General features: G+C 55.7%; 21 protein-coding genes and 1 tRNA gene. 7 read left to right on the top strand and 15 right to left on the bottom strand.

Annotation, left to right across the window (positions count from 1 at the left end; genetic code table 11):
- The first annotated feature begins 183 nt into the window (after window positions 1-183).
- Both CA948_RS04640 and CA948_RS04635 read left to right on the top strand, forming a co-directional pair.
- On the top strand, window positions 184-627 hold the full coding sequence (locus CA948_RS04640; protein WP_230018246.1) for a hypothetical protein: 444 nt from the start codon (window positions 184-186) through the stop codon (window positions 625-627).
- Window positions 628-780: 153 nt separating this feature from the next.
- Window positions 781-1,710, top strand: a complete 930-nt coding sequence (locus CA948_RS04635) for a formylglycine-generating enzyme family protein (RefSeq protein WP_108727450.1) — start codon at window positions 781-783, stop codon at window positions 1,708-1,710.
- Here the strand turns inward: CA948_RS04635 and CA948_RS04630 are convergent.
- The 4 genes from CA948_RS04630 to CA948_RS04615 form a co-directional block, all read right to left on the bottom strand.
- Complete coding sequence (locus tag CA948_RS04630; protein WP_094196627.1) at window positions 1,707-2,321, bottom strand: helix-turn-helix domain-containing protein; 615 nt, start codon at window positions 2,319-2,321, stop codon at window positions 1,707-1,709. The genes CA948_RS04635 and CA948_RS04630 overlap by 4 nt on opposite strands.
- On the bottom strand, window positions 2,311-3,384 hold the full coding sequence (locus tag CA948_RS04625; RefSeq protein ID WP_108727449.1) for a YkvI family membrane protein: 1,074 nt from the start codon (window positions 3,382-3,384) through the stop codon (window positions 2,311-2,313). The genes CA948_RS04630 and CA948_RS04625 overlap by 11 nt, the downstream gene beginning before the upstream one ends.
- Window positions 3,385-3,419: 35 nt before the next feature.
- The gene (locus tag CA948_RS04620) at window positions 3,420-4,550 is read right to left on the bottom strand and encodes an NAD(P)/FAD-dependent oxidoreductase (protein WP_108727448.1); all 1,131 of its coding nucleotides are present in this window, start codon (window positions 4,548-4,550) and stop codon (window positions 3,420-3,422) included.
- 189 nt (window positions 4,551-4,739) lie between these two features.
- Entirely contained in the window at window positions 4,740-5,657 is a 918-nt protein-coding gene (locus CA948_RS04615) for an AraC family transcriptional regulator (RefSeq protein WP_159086119.1), read from the bottom strand.
- A 99-nt stretch (window positions 5,658-5,756) separates the two neighbouring features.
- Here CA948_RS04615 and CA948_RS04610 point away from each other — a divergent pair, with 99 nt between their 5' ends.
- The 4 genes from CA948_RS04610 (at window position 5,757) to CA948_RS04595 (ending at window position 10,100) form a co-directional block, all read left to right on the top strand.
- The gene (locus CA948_RS04610; protein ID WP_108727446.1) at window positions 5,757-6,776 is read left to right on the top strand and encodes a zinc-dependent alcohol dehydrogenase family protein; all 1,020 of its coding nucleotides are present in this window, start codon (window positions 5,757-5,759) and stop codon (window positions 6,774-6,776) included.
- A gap of 151 nt (window positions 6,777-6,927) precedes the next feature.
- Window positions 6,928-7,245, top strand: a complete 318-nt coding sequence (locus CA948_RS04605) for a DUF2946 family protein (RefSeq protein WP_094196622.1) — start codon at window positions 6,928-6,930, stop codon at window positions 7,243-7,245.
- Between the two features lie 62 nt (window positions 7,246-7,307).
- Window positions 7,308-9,455 carry a TonB-dependent receptor family protein gene (locus CA948_RS04600; protein WP_159086118.1) on the top strand — a complete coding sequence of 716 codons (2,148 nt, stop codon included), beginning with the start codon at window positions 7,308-7,310 and terminating at the stop codon, window positions 9,453-9,455.
- 168 nt (window positions 9,456-9,623) lie between these two features.
- Window positions 9,624-10,100 (top strand): copper uptake system-associated protein, encoded by a 477-nt coding sequence (locus CA948_RS04595; protein WP_108727444.1) that lies wholly within the window; start codon window positions 9,624-9,626, stop codon window positions 10,098-10,100.
- Between the two features lie 78 nt (window positions 10,101-10,178).
- Here CA948_RS04595 and CA948_RS04590 read toward each other — a convergent pair whose 3' ends face one another.
- Complete coding sequence (locus tag CA948_RS04590; protein ID WP_159086117.1) at window positions 10,179-10,463, bottom strand: hypothetical protein; 285 nt, start codon at window positions 10,461-10,463, stop codon at window positions 10,179-10,181.
- 243 nt (window positions 10,464-10,706) lie between these two features.
- Here CA948_RS04590 and CA948_RS04585 point away from each other — a divergent pair, with 243 nt between their 5' ends.
- On the top strand, window positions 10,707-12,017 hold the full coding sequence (locus CA948_RS04585) for a ParB/Srx family N-terminal domain-containing protein (protein WP_108727442.1): 1,311 nt from the start codon (window positions 10,707-10,709) through the stop codon (window positions 12,015-12,017).
- Window positions 12,018-12,093: 76 nt separating this feature from the next.
- Here CA948_RS04585 and CA948_RS04580 read toward each other — a convergent pair whose 3' ends face one another.
- From CA948_RS04580 to CA948_RS04535, 10 genes are all read right to left on the bottom strand, one after another.
- Window positions 12,094-12,777, bottom strand: a complete 684-nt coding sequence (locus tag CA948_RS04580) for a DUF7424 family protein (protein WP_094196617.1) — start codon at window positions 12,775-12,777, stop codon at window positions 12,094-12,096.
- A gap of 74 nt (window positions 12,778-12,851) precedes the next feature.
- Window positions 12,852-13,217 (bottom strand): hypothetical protein, encoded by a 366-nt coding sequence (locus tag CA948_RS04575; RefSeq protein ID WP_108727441.1) that lies wholly within the window; start codon window positions 13,215-13,217, stop codon window positions 12,852-12,854.
- Window positions 13,218-13,592: 375 nt separating this feature from the next.
- A tRNA-Pro gene (locus CA948_RS04570) sits at window positions 13,593-13,669 on the bottom strand.
- A gap of 213 nt (window positions 13,670-13,882) precedes the next feature.
- The gene (locus CA948_RS04565; protein ID WP_108727440.1) at window positions 13,883-15,415 is read right to left on the bottom strand and encodes a M81 family metallopeptidase; all 1,533 of its coding nucleotides are present in this window, start codon (window positions 15,413-15,415) and stop codon (window positions 13,883-13,885) included.
- A gap of 19 nt (window positions 15,416-15,434) precedes the next feature.
- Entirely contained in the window at window positions 15,435-16,616 is a 1,182-nt protein-coding gene (locus tag CA948_RS04560; protein ID WP_094196615.1) for a YgeY family selenium metabolism-linked hydrolase, read from the bottom strand.
- A complete protein-coding gene (locus CA948_RS04555; protein WP_108727439.1) occupies window positions 16,607-17,542 on the bottom strand; it encodes an N-carbamoyl-D-amino-acid hydrolase in 936 nt (311 codons plus the stop codon). Before CA948_RS04555 ends, CA948_RS04560 begins: the two co-directional genes overlap by 10 nt.
- Window positions 17,543-17,661: 119 nt before the next feature.
- Window positions 17,662-19,305, bottom strand: coding sequence for a dipeptide ABC transporter ATP-binding protein (locus CA948_RS04550; RefSeq protein ID WP_108727438.1), 1,644 nt, complete (start codon window positions 19,303-19,305; stop codon window positions 17,662-17,664).
- A 24-nt stretch (window positions 19,306-19,329) separates the two neighbouring features.
- Window positions 19,330-20,169, bottom strand: a complete 840-nt coding sequence (locus CA948_RS04545; protein WP_094196612.1) for an ABC transporter permease — start codon at window positions 20,167-20,169, stop codon at window positions 19,330-19,332.
- Between the two features lie 27 nt (window positions 20,170-20,196).
- Window positions 20,197-21,138: an ABC transporter permease gene (locus CA948_RS04540; protein ID WP_009454334.1), complete on the bottom strand. Its 942-nt coding sequence runs from the start codon at window positions 21,136-21,138 to the stop codon at window positions 20,197-20,199.
- Complete coding sequence (locus CA948_RS04535; RefSeq protein ID WP_108727437.1) at window positions 21,135-22,733, bottom strand: ABC transporter substrate-binding protein; 1,599 nt, start codon at window positions 22,731-22,733, stop codon at window positions 21,135-21,137. Before CA948_RS04535 ends, CA948_RS04540 begins: the two co-directional genes overlap by 4 nt.
- Window positions 22,734-22,782 lie beyond the last annotated feature (49 nt).

Genomic DNA, 22,782 nt, shown 5'->3' with positions numbered 1-22,782 from the left:
CTCTTGTTCACACCCATGCTTGTTACTTCGCCCCGTTTTTGGCTGTGCGCCCTTCTAGCCCTGTGCTCTGCCACCGCCTACAGTCAAAACGACAGGGTTCTGTCTACCCAAACGCAGCCTGGCATCCTTCCCAGCATCCCCCCTATCCCGCCTGCGGCCCCTATTTTGAACAAGGGGGCAAGCTTGCTCACACCCGAGTATCAAGGTGCACGCCTGCATATCTACCTGGAGCAATGGCACAGCCAGACTCAGTTGGACGCCGGGAATCTGGCTACACCGGCGCGTCAGAATAATCTGTTTATTGTTTTGCGCTACCGCTATACCAACACCAGCCCACGCCCCCTGAACCCGCAGATCCATCGACCACGCCTGTTTCTGGCAGATGCGTCGGGCCAAAAACTAGCACCCAATCAGCGAGCGACACAGGACTATCGCTACGCACACGATCTGGATACGGTGGGCCCGGACAAAATCAATCCTCTGGTGAGCATCTCGGATGTCGCGGTATTTGAAGTCAGCCCCGCCTTGTTTGATCCAAGCCGCTGGAGCGTTGTGGTTCAGGAAGGCCAGGCCATCCATATTCCCTTGTCGATTATTCCTGAAAAGTCCCCCAACAACGCTGAATAAGCACAATACTCCCCTTCTATTCCAATAAATCATTAAACTCTGCGCACAGACAGACCCGTCTTATAAGCAGACATGGAATAATACGGGGCCATATAAGCAAAATTAATCGACAAAGCTCTCGCGTCGCGAGTCGTCAAGAGCAAGGAAACAAGATTGCGTCATACCCCTGTGCGGCTCAGCGTCACCCTCATCATTGCCAGCATCTTACTTTTACTGGTACTGAGGTCTTTGCCTACGCGCCCTGAGCCCGGTCCTGAATTGATCCCGGTAGAAGGCGGCTCATTTATGGCCGGCAATTTCCAGGTGCCCATGCGTGCTCCCGACGGCGAGCAGTCCGTGCAATGGGTAGCACAAGCCGATCAGGGTGCTCTGGATCCGTACCCGGTAGAGGTCAGCGCGTTTTCCATCATGAAAAAAGAGGCGACTAACGCCCTGTATGACCGCTTCCTGAAGCAAACCCAGCGCCCTGCCCGTTGGCAGCCCGTGAAAGGCGATGATGAACAGGCCGCCAATATGCCTTATGACGAAGCCGAAGCCTTTTGCACCTGGTTGGGAAAAAACAGTGGCCTGGACATGCGTTTGCCCACCGAGGCCGAATGGGAGTACGCGGCCCGCGGCCGCGGGCAAGCGATTCCTTGGGCTACCGACAACGGCCAATGGCAAGCAGGTCGAAATCTGCCGGAACCAGATAGTGGCGCGAACAAACACAAGACGGGTGCATTTCCGCCCAACCCCTTGGGCATACAGGACATGGCCAACGGTCTGCACGAATGGGTTATCTCCGACCCCAATCGCGACCCTGCCCATGTACGGATTTTCAAAGGCGGCAGCAATACGGGGACAAGCTCACGCGACACCATCCCCACACGGGGCATCGTCTTTCCCTTGTCCGACGCGACCATCCAGGCCAAACCCGAACTGGCTCGTCTGAAAGGCCGCCCCGCAGGCACCGTCTACTTTCAAAACGCCACCGCGCGTTGTGTGGCGCCGTTGAAGTCCAATGGCACCCCTCCTGTGTCAGCCAAGCCAGACAGCACCGTGCTGCCGGTTTTTAACGACGTATCGGTATCGGCCCCATCCTAAACCAGTCCCGGCGGCAAACCGCTGGTACAGACGGCGACAACCTTCGCGTCGTCTTCGCTGGTCGACAAGTAAATATGTCCAATGCCGCTGTCAAAATACGCAGACTCGTGTGTGTTCAGAAACAAGGTCTCGCCAGTTTCAAACTGAATAGCAATAGCGCCGGATAGGACGATCACAAACTCTTGCCCGGCATGCCGGATATAGTCGTCAAATTCGCTGGCATCGCGTGAGTCAATGACGGCCAGAATCGGGTTCATGTGTTTGCCGCTCAGTTCGCCAAACAACAGGCCGTATTCATAATTACGCGTCGCATAGCCCGGGGTGGCGGTGGACTTATGGCTGGAAATGCCCACTTCAGTGGTGGGCAAGCGTTGCGTGTTTTCCTCATCCGGTATGGCAAACAAGGAACCCACCTCAATATTCAGGGCGCGGGCCAGAACCACAAATTTTTCATAGCTTAAGGAGACCTGCCCTAGTTCTGCTTTGGAAATGGTAGAAAGCGCCAAGCCCGTTTTTTCAGACACCTGCTTGAGTGTCTGTTTTTGATTATGTCGGGCTTGACGCAGGCGAGATCCTACCTGTTCCTTGCTGAGCAATTCATTACGTCGCATTCCTGGATTGTAAGCGGCGCAAACGAAACCAGGCAATCAAAATCCAGGCCATCAACACAAAGCCCAGATAACCAAAAAACGGGTAGACCGTGCCGACCAGATTGATGAAACCAATCTTGGCCCCCACCAGTCCCAGCACTCCGGCAATGGCCGTACCAATATTGAACTTACGCGTGTTAGGGGTAAAAATTCGGGCTGAGAAGGAATACAGCACACCGACCGACGTCGTTAGAATCATGGCAAAAACCACCACGGACATAATGGTACCCAGCAGTCTGGATTGCTCGGTCGCCAGCATCAGCATAGGCAAGGCGGCAGAGCCAATGGTATCAATACGGCCAAACACACCGGCACTGATGAGCACGATCAAAAAACCCAGCAGCAAACCACCGACCAGTCCACCCAACAGCGCATTGCGGCGCGATGTAGCCTGCGCCCCTGCGATCATCAGAAACGGCGCCCCCACCACCATGTTGTAGGACACGTACAGCAACGCGCCGACTAACCAATGTCCTGCACCCTGAGGTTTGGTATGCGCGATGACATCCAACTCCTCCAATGGCAAGTCCCGGGTATTCCAGCTGTAAATGCACAGGAAAACCATCATCAGAACCAGAATGGGCGTGACGCTGCCAATAAAGGCCATCACCCTATCCACGCGCAAGAACACGATCAGCACGGTAATCAGCATGACGGCGACACTGCCGTACTGCGCCGGTACGCCCCACTGTTGCTCCATCAGCGAGCCGCCACCGGCAAACATCACCACCGCAATGGCATACATGAAGAAGGTAATCATGATGTCGACCACCACGCCCAGACGCGGCCCACAAATCAAATACAACCCTTCTTTAAACGAATGCGATACTGAAACCTGGCTCAGCTCCCCCACCGCCATACCCAGTATCGTGAAGCACAGACCACTGACCACCCCTCCAAGCAATCCCCAATACCCGAAGCTGCTGAAAAACTGCAACACCTCCTGTCCTGATGCAAAGCCGGCCCCCACCACCACACCGACAAAGGCCATCGCAATGCCCAGGATATTTCTTATATTCGACATGCTTTCTCCTCCAGGAGATCAAAGTGCTGCTGTTTTTATGTTCTGAAACGAGCCGGTGACACCACAGCCGGATCAATCTCCAAAGCCTTCAAGGACTCGGGCAAATCCTGCTTTTGCAACAAACTGGCCGCCAGCAAGGACGCACCTGCTGCGGTTTGAATCCCATAACCGCCTTGCCCCGCCAGCCAGAAAAAACCGGGACATTGTGTGTCGTGACCAATGACCAGCTCCCCATCAGGAGCAAAACTACGCAGTCCTGCCCACGTGTGGCTAGGACGACGGATACGAAGCTGGGTGCGCTCTTCAATGCGGTAAATGCCGGTGGCCACATCCAGCTCTTCGGCCACGACATCATGCGCGTCCACATCATCTGCATTGGCCGGCGACCCCAACAACATGCCTGCATCGGGCTTGAAGTAAAACTCTTCACCAATATCAATCACTGCCGGCCAATCCCGGTGATCCATCCCTTCGGGTGGCGAGAACAAAAACGCTGAACGGCGCTTAGGCTGAATCCCCAAGGCTTTGAGGCCACAACGCTCGGCCAGGGTATCGGCCCAGGCACCGGCTGCATTGACCAGAACACGTGTGCGCACAGTACCGGGCTCAGAGCTGAGCTGAACGTCCCAACACTCGCCATCCCATTGCGCGGACAGGACTTCTGTATCCAGACGCAGCGTTACGCCTTTTGCTTGTGCCCCTTTCAGGAACCCCTGATGCAAGGCATGCACATCCATATCTTGGCCCTGCCCGTCATACAAGGCGCCCGCCAATTGCGCCGGATCCAGGCATGGCACCAACGTCAGTGCCTGCTCGGCCGTCATGCGGCTGACATCCAGCCCTTGCTCATGCCAATCCTCATATTGACTGTCCAGCAAATCCTGTTGCTCGGCTGTGCCCACATACAGCACGCCACGCGGCAGCAAAATTGGCTGATCGCTAAAACCGTCTGGCGGATGACTGAAAAAATCGTTACCCGCGACGGTCAGGGCACGAATCGTTTCAGTACCGTAAGTTTCAACAAACATAGCGGCCGAGCGCCCCGTCGAGTGATACGCAGCATGGGATTCTCTTTCCAGAACAAGCACGTGGGCGCTTTCCGGTAAACGGTAGGCCAAAGACACACCGGCCATCCCGGCACCCACAATGACGTAGTCATACACCATAAAATTCTCATATCCGATAATTGAGAGCTAATAGTAGGCCTTTCCCGGAAAAACATCCAAGCGGGTTTTTACTAGGCGGACACCTTGGTCTGTCTTGGACAGTCTTGCTTGACGCCTCCCCGCAGCTTGCTTCGCTTTCAAAACAGGGGCTTGGGAGCTCTGTTGTGGACATGGCAACAGGGCCGTTTATCAAGTGCCGGCTCGTTGCCTCTGCCGCCAGACACCGGGCGAGACTCCTTCCAAACGGCTAAAAGCACGGCTCAGGCTGGACTCATTGTCATAACCCACCTGCACGGCAATTTGCCCTATTGTCTGCGAACCGGCTGCCAACAAAAGCTTGGCTTTATAGATACGCCAAGCCGTCAAATAGGCCAATGGTGCTTGCCCAACAGCCGCCTTGAACAAAGCAGAAAAGGTAGACCGGGACAGCCCGATCAGTGCCCCCATTTCCTCCACCGACCACGGATGCGCAATCTGCTGATGCACAGTTTGCAAGACCGGGGCCATCCTGGGGTCTCGAATACCCGCTAACAACCCTGCCCCAAATGAGGCACAGCGAGATAAAGCCCGCAGTACCTTAATGAACATCACATCAACCAAGCGTGCGTTAATCAGCTGAGTTCCGTAATCTCGGCTTTGCACTTCGGTTTGCAGCACATCCAGGATATTTTTTATGGCGTGGGCATCTTCCGTCTTCAAACGAGTATGCACCATGGGGCCAAGCGCATTGAACAGGGGTTCGGCCGCCAACTTGTTGAAAGCAAAGCGAGCCGTCACAATTTCAGTCGAAACCCCGTCACCACCATGGATGATCGGCTCGGCATACGGATACCGAGCCAAAGTATCACAGGAAACCAGCGAATTTTCCTTGCCGTCACACAGCGAGAATTGCACCCCTGGTTGAATAAGCATGCAGGTATCCGCTTCCAGCAGCACGGGATCTGCCCGCTGCTCTCCCTTCAAATAACAAGCCCCTTTGCTGACAATCAACAGCCGCGCATACTCACCGGTGTCAAAGCTAACGCCCCAAGGCGCACGCAGTTGAAAGCACGCATACAAAGCATGCTGCAAACGCATGCCATCCAGAATTTCATCAAGGGGGTTCATGGCCATCAGACGATAAGACAGGAAAATCAGATTTTTAACTATAGATCGTCTGACACCTCGGGCCTAGCATGCTTCTTACAAGAAGCAACAGGAGCAAGCATGGACACCTATCGTTTTACGCAATATGGCAGTGTGGACTATCTGGAGCGACGTCAGGAACCGTTTCCCGAACCTGGTCCCGGACAAGTGCGGGTTCAAGTCATGGCCTCAGCCTTGAACTTCAGAGACTTGTTGGTCATGAAAGGCACATTACGCTATCCCAATACGCCAGGGGCTGTACCCCTGTCAGATGCAGCAGGAATCATTGATGCGCTTGGCCCCGGCGTGCAGCGCTTCAAGTTGGGCGACCGTGTTATCAACAGCTTTTTCCCGAACTGGTTCGGTGGCCCCGCCTACGCAGGTCGGGAACAATATGGTGTTGAGCATGACGGCTGGCTCACTCAATACAAAGTCGTTTCGGCAGAGGCCTTGTCACTTATGCCCACCCACCTGAGTTTTGAAGAGGCGGCAACCCTGCCTTGCGCAGCCTTGACCGCCTGGTCAGCACTAGAAGGGATTAATGCGGGTGATACGGTGCTGACACAAGGAGGGGGTGGTGTCTCGACTTTTGCCATTCAACTGGCCAAGGCAATGGGAGCCCACGTGATTTCCAGCACCTCTTCCGACGACAAGTTCGACAAGCTGCTGCAACTAGGGGCTGACAAGGTCTTCAACTACAAAGACACGCCAGAATGGTCCGAACTTGTACGACACTACACGCATGGCGAAGGTGCCAATCGTATTATTGATGTCGGTGGCCCAGTGACGATTGCACAATCCATCAAGGCGGTTGCTGTGGGTGGGCAGGTGTCCCTGGTCGGCTCCTTAGGAAAATCTGTGGAATCGCTGGACGTGATGGATCTGGTCTTTAGCCAGGCCAATTACAAAGCCATCGGTGTGGGTAGCCGCAGCGATCTGGAAGCCATGAATCGAGTCATTAGCCAGCACCGAATCCATCCCGTTATCGATCAGGTCTTCAATTTTAAAAACGCCCATGAGGCCTATCGCTATCTGCAACAGCGCCATCGCTTTGGCAAAATCGTAATCCGCCACTTACTAAAGAGTCCGCAGATTACGTAAATCAAATCTAATTGAGAAGCAGTTGGAATACAATTGCGCCATGTCTGTCCAACGGCACCGCTCTCCCGCAAAGAATGGCATAGCCTGGCAAATTCTTTTTTGCCTGGCGATCCTGTCATTTTTGTGCCGTTCGCTGGTGCCGGCAGGATACATGCCGGACAAGGCTGACGAGCAAAACGGCTTCTTTTCCGTCACGCTGTGTGCCCCCGGTGGCACGCCCAGCACGATCTGGATGAGCCTTACAGGACAGGCCGATCCGCCACTATCCAATGAACACGCGGATATCCAGAAGTGCCCTTACGCCCTGGTTCTATCCCAAGTGGCCTTGCCCAGTGCCGACATGGCAAGCCTGGATGTACCGATGGATCACCCGCCTTTGCTGCTGGTGCACCGCAATCAGACCTTGCCCCCCTTACCCGCGCTGGGGCCACCACTCGGGTCACGCGCTCCGCCTGCCAACCTTGTTTGATCTCTCGTGGCCGACTGCCATATGTGCAGTCGCTTTTCAGCGAAGTCATTCAAGGTTTTTTTATGTCTATTTTTTGTATTTCTGCACAGGCATGCGCTGTGCAGGCCGCCCCCTTTCTGCCCTCTGTCCAATTAGCGCCAGGATCACCGCGCACACGAATCAGCGTCCTGGCTCTGACCTTGCTGTTCTCCAGTTCCTGGGCAAGCCTTGCTCATGCACAAACGCCAACACTGGCCCCCGTCGTCGTCACTCCAGACCGTGGCAAAAGTTTGACTGTGCCGGGCCTGCAAACTGCTCAAAAAAATATTGAACAAACCGCGGGCGGCGTCGCTCTGGTGCCCGAAAGCGCCTGGCGTGATACCAAAGCCGCTACCGTCAAAGACATGCTGGACTACACACCGGGGGTGTTTGCGCAGCCCAAATGGGGTGATGATGCGCGCCTATCCATACGGGGTTCAGGGCTGTCGCGTTATTACCATCTACGGGGCATCAGCCTGTATCAGGACGGCATCCCCTTGAACGACCCGGACGGCAGCAGCAACTTCCATCGTATCGACCCTACGGCCTATCGCTATACCGAGGTCTATAAAGGTGCCAATGCCTTGCAATACGGAGCCGCCACATTGGGCGGGGCCATCAACTTCGTCACCCCTACCGGCCATGATGCCGACGCCTTTCAAGGACGTCTGGATGCCGGTAGTTTTGGCTGGCGACGCGTGCAACTGAGCAGCGGCTTTGCGGGCGATACACTGGACGGTGTGATCTCCGGCTCCTGGCAAACTCAAGATGGTTATAGAGAGCAAAGCGCCGGCCATTCCCTACGTGCGAATGCAAACCTGGGCTGGCGCTTATCAGACCGGGCAGAGACCCGTTTTTACCTGAGCGGCTACCAGATTCACCAGGATATTCCCGGCTCGGTCAGCCGCGATCAGGCTCTGAATAATCCACGACAAGCCGCCAAAGAAAATAAGCAAAACGACTGGCAGCTCAACCTGGACGGCGGTCGCATTGCCAACCGCACAGTGCTGGTCATGGGCGAGACGCAGTACGAACTAGGTGGCTGGTTTGAACAAAGTTCGTTGCGACACCCTATTTATCAATTTGTTGATAGGGACACGAGCACCTACGGCGCCTACGGCCGGTTGGTCAACACCAGCCCGCTTGCGGGCAGAGACAATCGCTTCACGCTGGGCCTGACCTGGTCGGCCGGCAAGATTGATGCCCAAAACTCGGTAAACGTGGGAGGTAAACGACTGGAAAAACTGTCTGCTAGCAAAGACAGGTCCAACAACCTGAGCATCTATGCTGAAAACGCCTGGAGTCTGGGCTCGGACTTGTCCCTGATCACCGGCCTGCAATACCTGCACGCTCAGCGCAAGCGCCAGGATCGGTACAACGGCGGCCTGCCTACCACGCGATCCGGGGACAAGAGCTACCACTTCTTCAATCCCAAGTTGGGCCTGTTGTGGCAGGCGGGTCCGCAGTGGCAAATCTACGGCAATATTTCCCGCAGCGCCGAGCCGCCTACGTTTGACGATATGACCTTCTCGACCAGCAATGATCTGGATCGCCTGCAAGCCCAACGCGCCACCACCTTCGAAATTGGCACCCGAGGAGAAAGCGGGGACGTGGCCTGGGACGTCTCCCTGTACCATGCGCGCGTCAAAAATGAGCTGCAATGCATCAGCGCGCCCTGGAACATTTGCGACAAGACCGTCAACGCGGATCGCACAAGCCATCAAGGCATAGAGCTGGGCATGCAATGGACGGCCGCCCGAGGCTTATTTGCACAAGGTCTGCAAAGTGACAGCCTGGAGGTCAAAGGCGCCTACACCTACAGCAACTTCAAGTTCGACAACGATCAGGACTGGAACAACAATCAAATGCCCGGTGTGCCCAAGCACTATCTGCGCGCAGAGATTATCTACAAACACCCTTCAGGCTTTCACATTGGTCCCAATGTGGAATGGGTGCCGCAGGCTTACTACGTCGATAACGCAAACACCACCAAAACCAGTTCCTATGCCCTGCTGGGCTTGCGAGCTGGCTGGGAGCGCGGCCCCTACTCCTTCTATATCGATGGCCGCAACCTGACGGATCGCCGATACATCGCCAGCGCCAGCATTACGGACTACGCCACCGCCTCCTCGCCCTTGTTCGAGCCGGGTACAGGGCGATCGGTCTTTGCCGGTGTGCAGATCCAGTATTGATCCCGTTTTTTTATCTTCTCAAGGGGTTTGTCATGCACGTCAGACCGCAGCCGTTGAGCTTTACATACCGGATCACTGCCCCTTGGCTGCCAACAAGTCAGATGAGCACACTGCTCGGGGTGAAAGCCCCACCCTGTCCTTTATTAGCTTGAGAAACAAGGAGTTTTTATGAAAACCGCTTCACAATATCGCCAGACCTTTAAGGTGACACTCCACGGCCTTTTTTTCTCCATGGCTTTATTCATCTTGTTCGCGATGCTCACGGGCGTGGCTCGCGCTGCGCCGTCAGAGACCGATCGCATCTCCCAGGCCATGAAGGCGATTTGGGACAGTCCCGAAGCGCCTCTTGTGGTGGAGCCTATCGTGATCGAGGGTGACTATGCCCTGGCCGGTTGGACGCAACTGGCGCGCGGTGGCCGTGCGCTCTTAAAGAGTCGCCATGGGCAATGGAATGTCCATATGTGCGGTGGCGATGGCTTGAACGATGTCGAGACTCTAACGATGGCAGGTATGAGCGCTGAAGCGGCAGAACGTCTGGTCAAGAACACCAGCGAAGCAGAAGCCAAACTACCCGCCGAGGTGACCGCCAAATTCTCCACCTTTGGAGACAATATGGTGGTCGATCACAACCACCACCCGGACTAATTCAGGAAGGAGAACCCGCTGCGCAAGGGCTGAGTCAACAAGGGATGACTGCACCGGATCGCCGGATCGCAGCTTGCCCTACTCAGTCTGAGTGTGGTCATGCCCACACTGACCACACTTCTTGCGCGGAAACGGCGAATAGCTGGTGAACAGGCTCTGGCTACCCATGAACGGCGACAGGCCACACTTTGGGCAAGTAAAAACCGTCATGGCCACCAGGCCCTGGCCCAGAATGTAAAAGCCAAACACCCAAAACCCCAATGTCCCCAACACACGGTCGAACACAGGTAGCCCAAAATACAAGGCGACCAGGAGCAAGATATTGAACAACGTAAACAGCCAGGCTTTTCTGTAGAGCGCCATCAAGAACCTTTTAAAATCAACTTCCACAAGTCTGGAAGTGCTTTGTCGATTTCATTTAAGCGCGGACAGTGTACGGGATTCAGTTCGCCTTAGAGGAAACTAGGCGAGCTGGTCACAATTTCGCCCCCGATCGTGACAAGCAGCCTCCTCTCCAGCACAAGCGATAAATGTTTCTGAATGCAATGTTCCGGCAATACCCATCCCCCATGATCTAGGATCTTCCAACAAAATCCCCAACGGACCATGAACCTCGCTTATTTGCATTCTCTTGTCCCCGCCCGGCAACAGCTCTTGCGCGCCCTGGGCATCGCTCTGCTGCCCTTGGTCTTGGCAGCCTGCGACAGTGGCTCCAGCACAGGTGGCAATCCGTCCCCCGAAGCCCCCGTCGTCGCGCCACCTGTCACTGAAGAGCCGGAACCACCCCGCAACACGGCCTATCTGGACAGCAAAGCAGGCGATGTCATCAAGGTCCGCATAGAAGAACTGCATCCCACCCAGGCGGCCATTGGCTACGATCAGGTCTACTACAAGCTGGGACGCTGGCAAGGCGATCTGGACCGCCCTACCTGGGCCAACAATCCCGCACAGCACCTGGACTACCTGAATCGCACCATCGGCAAGAAGTTTGACGACTACTGCGAGGATATGGGCGGTACCGAGCGCGCCCAGAAATTCCTGACGATCGCTGAGGCGCAAGCGGCCCGCCTGGATCAACCCACCACGTATCTGTGCAAAGACCCGTTGGGCTCACAAACAGAAAACCTTAAAACCGTGGTCGTAGGCTGGGACGGCAATCTGTACCTGACCGATGGCCACCATACTTTCTCCTCCTTGCGCGAGATTCCTGACGGCGGCCCCAAACTGCCCGTCTGGGTCAAAGTCAGCGCCAACTACAGCGATATCCGCGAGGCATCTGCCTTCTGGGAGCGCATGAGCAAAGAAAAACTGGTCTGGCTGCGTGATGGTAAAAACCAAACCATTACCGTCGAACAACTGCCCACTCGCCTTGGCCTGGCCAACGAAAAAGAAGCCGGTGGCATGCAGGAAGATCGCTATCGCTCCCTGGTGTACTTCACCCGCGACATTGCCTATAGCAACGGCAACCTGCCTGAATACGCCGAATTTCTGTGGGGCGACTGGCTGCGTCGCCAAGCCTCGGAAGGCCAACTGGCCAAGCTGGACGAATACCTGATGGCTCCACCCGCCACACCGGTGCAGATTCTGGCCGCCAGCACGCTGAACAAGGCCTTGAAGCCCGGTGGTTCGGACGACAGCTACACGGCTGCCGTGCGTGATGCCTCCCTGAAAATGACAGCGCTGAAAGACACGGATCTGGTCTTCGAAAACCGTGATGCAGCAGCGCTAGGCCGCATCGTCCTGGAAGCCAACGCTGCCAGTGACTCCGACACTAAAACAGCGCGCGAAACCCTGGAAGAACTGCCACGCAACGACGTCAAATCTGACGGTAGCCCACGTGGTGCAGGAAAACTGTGGTTTGCGGTGAACTACCGCAATTGCGGCAAGCCTGCGGCGGGAACTTGCTGGGGGTGGTAATCACGCTACTCAGGACTTGATTAAACAAAAAGCCCGCAATGCGGGCTTTTCTTACAGCGACACCTTGTCTACGTTTCTATTGCGCAACCCTACCGAGCACAATTGCATAACTACCTTGCACCGCAGCTTGAACTGACACGTCAGACAACTGGAGTGTCATGTGTTTGCCTTTATGAAGCGACAGCCTATCAGCAACAAACGCTTTCCCATCAGCAAACACGGAGTAAGCTACCAAAGGCTGATCCTGATTAAGGTCATTTGTGACCTTAATCGAAAAACTCATCACCAAAGCACTTGCGGCGACCTTCCCTTTCGTGGCGGACTTAATACGCTCTTTAATTTGAGTAGGGATAACCAAGCCGAGCAACATATTCTCATGGGAACGGAAATTGATATGTTCCTCAGAAAACAGCTTATCGCTACCAGCGGTATCCAAGGCAACAGGCAACTCAAATCGGGCATAAGAATTCATTCGCTGCTGATAGCATTCCATATACTTTGCATCTTTGAATATGCCAGGAATAGCTTGCTGAGCTTCCAGCAGGGAATTAGAGGGCTTGCGAGAATCTTCATAATGATTGCAAGCACTAACCTCGACCGTCAGTTCACCGGGCAGCATCTTGCCTGCACCACCCTCAAGCTCACTAAGTTTGATTTCGGTGCTGATATTCGTTTTACACGCAGCCAATAATGCAAGCAACGCAATTGCCCCAACCTTTACAACACGCATCTCACGGCTCCTCAGTTTCTTGTAATTCATTGAATACCCGCCTCACGACTTGGACGGTGTTCCCACTTAATCCTTCACCAGATGCCGCACGTGCAGCATGCGCCCTATCTTGCCAAGAAAAACACAAGAACTAATATCGCGATCAGGACAATAATGCCAGACATCACTTGCTGCGATTTAGCACCTTCGGCTTCAATAACCTCTGCCTGGGCAAGTTTTTCAGTTGCACTTTGGTTAGCCATGGCTGTCTGCGCATTTAACTCTTCAATGTAAAGCGCCTCAAAGGTTTCTCTATCTTCTTCTGGAAGCGACAAAAGATAGGCTTGGACCTCATCCTGTAAATCCAGGCTCAATTGATGGATATTACGATCCTGCGCCAATCCCTCGGATAGCGCATCAGAAAACTCTTCTGCTTTTTTTCGAGCTAACGGTCTCAATCGCTTGATTAACTCTACATCCACGCTGTCCACTACTGCTCTCCAGAACAATAATCAAAATCGCATGCTAGCAGATTAAAGAGAGACAAAGCTCAAAAATAACTTCTGCAAAATCTGTTGAGGAAAATTTTGGGAATAAACGAAGAGCACTATTCCGTTCATTCTTGTATCAGAGCAGAAAAGAATCGCAAAATAAGCGAGGCCGATGTGCCAAGAAAATAACTTTTAAATGTGCACTCACTTTTTATTTTAGTGAGTACTCTGCTCATACCAGAAACAGAACTAGAACTGCCGGCAGAGCACGCTCGCAAGCACACAGACGAGAAGAAGGAAAAGCTCGTGGAAACAGAATTCCCCGCAGCAATGAAAAAAGGCCTACAGCAAAAATGCTGTAGGCCTTTTAAAATCTGGTCGGAACGGAAGGATTTGAACCTTCGACCCCTTGCACCCCATGCAAGTGCGCTACCAGGCTGCGCTACGCCCCGAAAGAATTAAACTATAACCCTGTTCTTCCTTTCTTGCAAGTGTTTTTTAGATTTTTTCTTTCGATTTGAGATTATTGATAGTCAATCCCGGCACCGATCGAAATCCACACTTATCTGAACAGGCGGTCTGATTTTCAAAGCTTGTTTTACCGAGCTAATCTGCATCAAAACCGTGAAGGCAGGAGTATACCTACTTGGGTAAAAAATGCAAAGCTATTGTGAATAGGCCCGCCCTTCTGATTGCATGATTCGCCATTGGGACAGGCTGGGGCCACCGGGATACAGCAGGCGCTCTGCCGGTAAACGCTCCCATGGCAAGTCTGTCGTGCGCATGGAAACTCCTCCCGGTGCTGCTCCGACAATGATGCGGTCGCTAATGCTGCCAAAGTCCGCTCTGAAGTGCACGGCGCTTTTCAGAACCAGTACCTTCATCTGCTCCGGCTCGATACCCACAAAACGGAACATGCTTTGATCCGCCATTTGCGACTTGTAGGAGGCCAGAACGATGCGCACGCCCTCTATACGCAAACAGGCGCTGGGCCCCAGGTTCATGGCACAGCCTGCGTAGTACGGGCCGGTGGCGCGGAACTGGCCATCGGATACGGACTCGATATAAAAGCGTGCATGCAAGGGCATATCACCGGGGACACCGGATTTACCGCCCAGAGACAGCTCAATGGTTTTACCGGCCCCTGCCTGGTGCACCAGAGCAGCGCTTTCCGGGTCCACGATCAAGCCTAAAGCAGCATCCGATACCTTGGCTTTCAGCAAGGCGCGCAAGAGACCACAGGTATCGGAGCTGGCGCCGCCACCGGGATTGTCGTGAGCATCGGCAATGATCACCGGGCCTTTACCGGGGTGACTCAGCGCCCATTGCACGGCTTCGTCCGGTTCATAAAGCTTGCCTTGAAAGCCTTGGGCTTTATCAAGCACCTCATCCAGAAAGTCTGCCAAACGGCTATCGGCTTCTTCCTGTGTCTGGGCGTAGGCCCACAAGACCGCTCCGCATTCCGGCACGTCCGCAGCAGGAAAGCCCATGGCGAACGACACGCTCCCCTCGCCTTCTATTTCTTCCAGCGATGACAAGTGACGGTACAGGCTGGCCGCCGGTTCCATCTCGGTGCTTTGCCAGACCGCCGGGATCAGAAAAGGCAATCGATGCCAGGCCAGCTTCGGGCGATGAGCGCTTTGCAGACATCGCATCAGCGCCTGGAAAGTACGCTCGCCCGTTTGTCCCATATCCACATGCGGGTAAGTTTTGTAAGCCACCAGCATGTCGGCCTGCGCCAGCATGGTGTCGCTGACATTGGCGTGCAAATCCAGACTGGCGACCACCGGCACATCCGGTCCCACCATCTCGCGCACCAGAACCAGCAAATGCCCTTCCCCATCATCGCGATGCTCGGCCACCATGGCGCCATGTAAATCCAGATACACCGCATCCACGGGCAAAACTTGCTCCAGGCGGTACAGAATCTCCGCCACGATTGCCTCGTAAGTCATTGCCTCGACGGGCGCGGAGGGACTGGCGGCGGCCCACAGTAGCGGGACGCACTCGACCCCGGCTCGTGCGGCGGCGGCCATAAACCCGGCTGCCGGAATATTGGCCCCACGCAAGGCAGGCTCGATGGCCTCGGCTCGGCACATCCCTGGCCAGCCGCCCCCATGCTCAAAGTCCGCCATCGTGGCCATGGCCGGGCCAAAGGTATTGGTCTCGTGCTGAAAACCCGCTACTGCAATACGCATCACTTGTCTCCGATTGCTCTTACGCTTGTCCTGCCAGTTGGATACACAGCTGTTCGTAAATGTCCTTGGCCCCCAGAACATCGTCGATCGCTACCGACTCATCAGCCGTATGTGCCTGTGCTTCCTCGCCCGGTCCCAAGCCGATAGTAGGAATGCCACGTCGTCCGGCGGACTCGGAACCATTGGTACAAAACCACCAGGTATCCATTTCCACCACACGCCCGGCTTGCTGAACCGCTTGCACCATGGCTTGGGCCAACGGTGCGGACTCATCCAGCCGCCAGGCGGGCAAGTCCCGCTCCGGGCTGGCCTGCTGACCTGTATAGGTTTGTACCTGACTGTCCACCAGTTCCAGCGAAAAACCCTCCACACCGGCACCCTGCAAGCATTGCTCCATTTGTTTCAACACCGATTCGCTGCTTTCACCCACCAGCGTGCGGCGATCAAAACGTACCGTAACGGACGAAGGGATCAGGGAAATGGAAGGATGCGGGTCGGAAATAATGTCAGTAGGCACCAGCAAGGCTTGGCCCACTTGCGCATCCTTGGGCAAATCCAGCGTCTGCAAAGCAGAAATAGCCTTGGCTGCCGCCTGAATGGGATTCACCCCCAGATGAGGCAAGGCCGCATGGGCTGGACGGCCTTGCAAGCGCAACAGAATCTCCTGTCGCCCTTTCTGGCCCACCATGATGCGCAAACGCGATGGCTCACAAATCACCACAGCAGCCGGCGTGCATTGCTCCAGAGCGTGGGACAAGGCATAGCCTTCAATCACCTCCTCCATCACGCTGGCAGACACGGCAATACGCTGTTTCAAGGCACCACGACGAGCCGCTGCTGCCGCGCCACACAGGGCGGCGGCCAAACCTGCTTTCATATCACTGGTGCCGCGCCCATACATGCGGCCATCTTTGATCTGCGCCCCAAAAGGCTCAACCGTCCAGGTTCCGGCGATAGGCACCACATCCATATGGGCATCAAACAGCAGGGCCAGCGGAGCCTGGGCCGGGCCGACAAAGCCCAGCACCGACCCCTTGTCGTCCACACTAATCTGGTCAAAACCCAACTCCCGCATGACTTGCTGCACAAAGTCCGCCATGGCCTGCTCTTGCCCGGACAAGCTGGGGATACGCACAAAGGCTTGCGTCAGGCTGACCGCATCCCAGACCAGGTCCATTTTTGTATGTTCGTTCACGCCCATGGCACCACCGCTCCACGTTGCGAGCTGATCAGGCCATACGCTTCTGGCCGACGATGACGCTCAAAGTTGAAGGTCGTACTCTTGTAGGAATGGCACAGATCCAGATCGCAACGGGCAATCGCCAGCTCGTCACCCTTGGTCGAGCAAGCCGCGACAATCTCCCCAGACGGCGCAATGATGGCACTGCCGCCAATCATCTCGATGCCCTCTTCACTCCCCGCCTTGGCCACCCCCACCACCCAGGTGCCGTTCTGATAGGCCCCGGCCTGCATCACCAAATGGTTATGGAACATGGACAAATCGTCGTGCTCCGGTGCGGGCGGGTTGTGTACCGGGGTGTTGTAGCCCAGCATGACCATTTCCACGCCCTTCAAACCCATGACGCGGTAGGTTTCTGACCAGCGCCGGTCGTTGCACAAGGCCATGCCCATCACGCCCCCGAAGGCCGACCACACACCGAACTCGTGACCAGGCTCGAAGTAGTATTTCTCCAGATGTTGGAATGCACGCCAAGGCTCGTCCTGGCCGTGACCGGGCAAATGCACCTTGCGATATTTGCCTACGATCGTGCCGGTTTTATCGACCAGAATGGATACGTTGAAGCGACGCTTTACGCCGTTTTCAATGACCAGTTCGGCATAGCCCAGGTAGAAACCAATCTGCAATTTGGCAGCGGCATCAAACAAGGGCTGGGTGTCCGGCCCCGGCATCTGGGTTTCATAAAAACAATCAAAATCGGCAATATCCTCGCTGAACCAGCGCGGGAAAAACGTGGTCAGTGCCAGCTCGGGAAACACCACCACATCAACATCCATTTTCTTGGCCTGATGCAAATGGGCCAGCAAGCGGTCAACAACCTGTTTTTTAGTTTCGCTGCGTGCGATAGGACCCAACTGAGCCGCTGCTACATTGACAAACCTGGACATGAGATTTGAACTCCATCAACAATTAAGATCCGCCCTAAGCGGGATTCGATACGCCCTGCCGCACTCCAGCAGCAGGATTTAGCTCTGCACAATCAACACAACCCCAACAGCCGTGTTAATCAGGCATAAGCACAAAAATTCTGAAAATCCCAATGCACGCCGGGTGCGGATTCCACCAGTTCACGGGTGTAAGCCTGGCTAGGCTGGCTAATGACACGCCCTGGGTCCCCGGCCTCCACAATCCGGCCCTTTTGCATCACCACAATGCGGTCAGAAATCTGCGCGGCAACACGCAAGTCATGGGTAATGAACAGGATGGCAACGCCGGTTTTGCGCTTGATGTCCACCAGCAACTTGAGCACCTGTTCTTGAACCAGCACATCCAGCGCCGACACGGACTCATCCGCAATCAGTACATCCGGCTCCATCACAATGGCGCGGGCCAGACACAGTCGCTGCCGTTGGCCGCCCGAAAACTGATGCGGATAGCGCTCCAGCACATCCGCGTCCAGGCCCACAATGGACAAGACCTCGGTCACGCGCTCGATGGCGATTTGGGGATCAACACCGATGTTGTGCATGCCTTCAGTCAAAGACTGGCCAATCGTCACGCGAGGATTGAGCGAGCGATACGGGTCCTGAAACACGATCTGCACTTTGCGCCGCTGCGCCAGGCTGCGGTCCTTGCAGGCGGCGGGCAAGGTTTCACCGTTCAGAGTGATCTGCCCCGAGCTGGCCTCAACCAGGCCAATAATGCAGCGGGCCAAAGTAGACTTGCCCGAGCCGGACTCGCCCACGACACCCAGCACTTCATCACGACGTATATCCAGATTGATGTCGCTGAGCGCGTGCATCTTGCGCCCCTTGGAGAACCAGCAATCCGAGCCGTAAACCTTGCCCAGACCACGGGCGCTGAGCACGATCTCGTTTTGCACTTCCTCTTTTGCTGGCGGATGCACATTGGGAACGGAAGCAATCAGAGAGCGGGTATAGGCTTCTTTAGGGTCGGACAGAATCTGCTGACACGTGCCCATCTCCACGCTATCGCCACGCTTCATGACCAGAATCCGGTCGGCAATATCCGCCACCACACCAAAGTCATGCGTCACAAAAATCACCGAGGTACCGCATTCGCTTTGCAGTTCCTTGATCAGACTCAGAATCTGCTTTTGCGTGGTCACGTCCAGTGCCGTGGTGGGTTCATCCGCAATCAACAAGCGCGGCTGCAAGATCAAGGCCATGGCAATCATGATGCGCTGGCGCTGACCACCGGACAGCTCATGCGGATAGGCCATGAAGAGCTTTTCCGGCTCGGGCAAACGCACGCGCTCCAGCATATTGATCACACGTTGGCGACGCTCCTGCCGGGAGCTGTTCTTTTCGTGAATACGGATCACTTCGTCAATCTGCTCGCCCACCCGTTGCACCGGGTTCAAGGCTGTCATGGGCTCCTGAAACACCATGGACATGGCCGAAGCGCGTAAGGACAGCAAATGCTCCTTGTTCATGGTCAACAGGTTCTCGCCCATCAGCTCGATGCTGCCCTGGCTGACACGCAAGGTATCGGGCGGCAGCAAGCCCATGATGGCAAAGGAAGTCAAGGATTTGCCCGAGCCGGATTCGCCCACAATGCACAAGGTCTCGCCTGCATACACATCGAAGCTAAGCTTGTTCACTAACTGGCGGGGTTGAGCCGCTTTGGTTTCAATGCACAAGTCCTTCACTGACAAAACACATTGGGGTTTGGTCGTAGAGGTATTCATTGTTATGTCTCCTGCCCTCGTCACTTACAGCCGTGTGACCAGCTTGGGATCCAGAGCATCGCGCAAGGCGTCGCCCAGGACGTTGATACTGAGAATGGTGATGGACAGCACAATGCCGGGGTACAGCACGATGCCGGGAATCAGCTGAAAATACAGGCGACCTTCAGCGATGATGTTGCCCCAGGAGGCCATCTCGGGAGGGATGCCCGCCCCCAGGAAACTCAAGATCGCTTCCAGCAGCACCGCCGAGGCAAACACATAAGTGCCCTGCACAATCAAGGGTGCGAAGGTGTTGGGGAACATATGGCGCGACAAGATCACGTAAGCCGAAGTCCCTACCGTCATGGCCGCTTCCACATACGGCTCGGAACGCACGCTAAGAATCACGCCCCGTACCAGCCGCGTCATGCGAGGAATCTCCGGGATAGCAATGGCGATCAGCACTGTGGTCAGGCTGGCACCGGACACCGACACCAGCGCAATGGCCAGCAAGATGCCAGGGATGGCCATCACACCATCCATCACTCGCATGATGACGGCATCCAGACGGCGGAAGTAACCCGCCAGCGAACCCAGAATCACGCCAAAGAACACGCTGATGGCCAGGACACCGAACCCCACCATGAAAGACACTTGCGCCCCGTACACCACACGGGAATACAGATCCCGACCCAGCGCATCCGTCCCCAGCCAGAATTGCTCGGAAGGCGGTTGCAGACGAACGCTGGGGTCCAGTTGAGTGGGATCTTGCGTGCCCAGAAAGGGAGCAAAAATCGCCATGGCGGCCATCAGGATCAGGAACAGCAAGGCGGCACGGGCCGAATGGCTGGCGACCACTTTCTTCAATTTGTTGAGCTTTTGCATATTGTTCTACCTGTAAAAAGCGAGGGCTCAATAATCGATACGGGGATCGACCAGCATGTAGGAGATATCAATCAGCAGATTCACCCCTACATACACCAGCGAAAACAGCACGATCAGGCTCTGAATCACCGTAAAGTCGCGGGACAGCACCGCATCCAGCACCAAACGTCCCAGCCCCGGAATGTTGAAGACCGATTCCGTGACCACCACCCCGCCGATCAACATGGTGATGCTGATGCCGATAATCGTCAGGATGGGAACCGCTGCATTGCCCAGGGCGTGACGTGTCAGGACACGACGCTCGTTCAGGCCCTTGGCACGGGCGGTGCGGATGTAGTCCTCGTTCAAGGTATCGATCACACTGGTGCGCACAATGCGGGTAATCAGGGCGATATACACCGTGCCCAGGGACACCGCAGGCAGAATCAAATGTCGCAGGTGTTCCCACAGGCCTTCACTCAAGGGCTTGTAGCCCTGTACCGGCAACCAGCGCAGCTCCAGCGAGAACAGCAGGATCAACAAGTAAGCCACGATGAATACCGGCACGGAAAAGCCCGCCACCGACCCTGCCATCACAAAGCGATCCAGAGACTTGCCTCTATACCAGGCCGAGCACACCCCCAGCGGAATGGAAATGGCCAGGGTGTAGGCCAGAGTCAACAAGGTCAGTGAAACCGTAGGCCCCAGACGATCCAGCACCAGATCCTTGACCGGGCGGCTGGAGATCAGGGACGTGCCAAAGTCCCCTTGCACCATGCTGCCCAGCCACTGCACGAACTGCACCGGCACTGGCTGGTCCAGCCCCATCTGATGACGGATTTCTGCAATCTGTGCATCCGTCGCGTTATCCCCCGCCACCAGCACCGCGGCATCGCCATGTGTCATGCGCAAGACCACAAAGATCACCAGCGCCACAATCAGCAATACCGGGATGGTGGCCAGTACGCGCTTGAAAATAAGCCCAATCATCGCTTCTCCACATTCCAGAAGACCGGAACCGGGGTTTGCAGAAAGCCATTCAGGTTCTTGCGCATGGCGCTAACCATCTTGAACTCGCCAAGGGGGACGATCACACCTTCATCCATGATGTGTTTTTGCAGATCCGTGGCCAAACGACCCAGCTCGGACTCGCCACTGGAGCGGGCAAATTCCATGCGTGTCTTTTCAATGGCAGGAACATCCGGCCAGCCAAACCAGGCCTTGTCGCCATTGGAGGCCACCGCCATGAAGCTCAGCGGATTGCTCACGTCCACCAGCCCCGAATAAGTGGTGATGATGCTCCAGCCGCCCTCTTGCACGGGACGCTTGGAGGTGCGGCGGGTCTGCACGGTTTGCCAGTCCATGGCTTCCACGTTGACGGTGAACCCGGCATTGCGCAGTTGCTGGGCAATCACCGGCACCACGGGCGAAGTCAGGAAGTCGGTGGGATGCAGCAAGACCACGGGCTCGCCCTTGTAACCGGCCTGCTCCAGCAGTTTTTTCGCACCGGCGGCATCCCCCTTGAAGTAGGCCTCAGAACCGGCTTGTGACGGGAATACGCTGTGGCAGCCAAACACCGCCCCACACGTTTCAAAGTATTCCGGGTTGCCGACCTGCGCCTGCATCAAAGGCTTCTGGTTCAGCGCCATCATGGCGGCCTGACGTACTTGCTTGTTATTGAATGGCGGCTGCAGGAAGTTAAAACGCATCTCGGTCTGCGCGCCCCGAGCCGTAGAAGCATTCAGCACAATGTCCGACTCGTTTTGCAGCAGGGGCAAAAGGTCCAGCTGAACCTGGTCGATCACATCAATCTCGCCACTGCGCAGCGCGTTCACCCCGGTCATGGCATCCGGCATGGCGACCCAACGCACACGGTCTACCTTGACCTGCTTGCCACCGGCCAGGCCGCTGGCAGGCTCATTACGGGGTACGTAGTCCGGGTTTTTCTCGAACACGGCCTGCACACCTGGGCGGTATTCCTTCTCCACAAATCGGAATGGGCCCGAACCCACGGTAGAAGTAATCGCCTGGCTAACTGGCGTGCGTGCCACCTCCTTGGGCATGACGAACAACGGCAAGGAGCTGGGCTTGCCCATGGCGCGCAGGGCAATATCGGTCGGGAAGGAGAACTGCATCACAAAAGAGCGATCATCCACGACTTCCATCTTGGTCAGAAACTCCGTCATGATCTGGCCCATCTTGTCCAACTGAATCCAGCGCTTGATGGACTCGACCGCATCTTCAGCCGTGACGGGCGAGCCATCATGCCAGCGCAGGTTTTCACGCAAGGTCATGGTGTAGGTCTGGCCGTCCTCGGACACTTTCCAGCCTTCCAGCATCTGAGGCTTGACCTGCCCCTGCGCATCTTCTGCCAGCAAGGTGTCGTACACCATATAGCCGTAGTTGCGCACAATGTAGGAGGTGGTAATGACCGGGTCCAGGGAGCGCAAGGGCGCCTCCATGACGGCGGTCAGCGTGGTTTGCGCACTGACCGCCACGGGGGCAATAGCGGTGATGGCAAGGGCAGCCCAGACGGCAGTTAAGGTTTTGGCAGGACGCAAGCGGTCCTTAAGCAGGTTGCTCATGTTTTGTCTCTCCAGGTAGTTAAAAGCGGTCCGCCTTTGCTCTTGTGGC

The organism is Alcaligenes aquatilis (assembly GCF_003076515.1).
Lineage (GTDB): Bacteria > Pseudomonadota > Gammaproteobacteria > Burkholderiales > Burkholderiaceae_B > Alcaligenes > Alcaligenes aquatilis.
The sequence above is the reverse complement of the archived record's forward strand: the minus strand, read 5'-3'. Positions and strand labels throughout refer to the sequence as shown.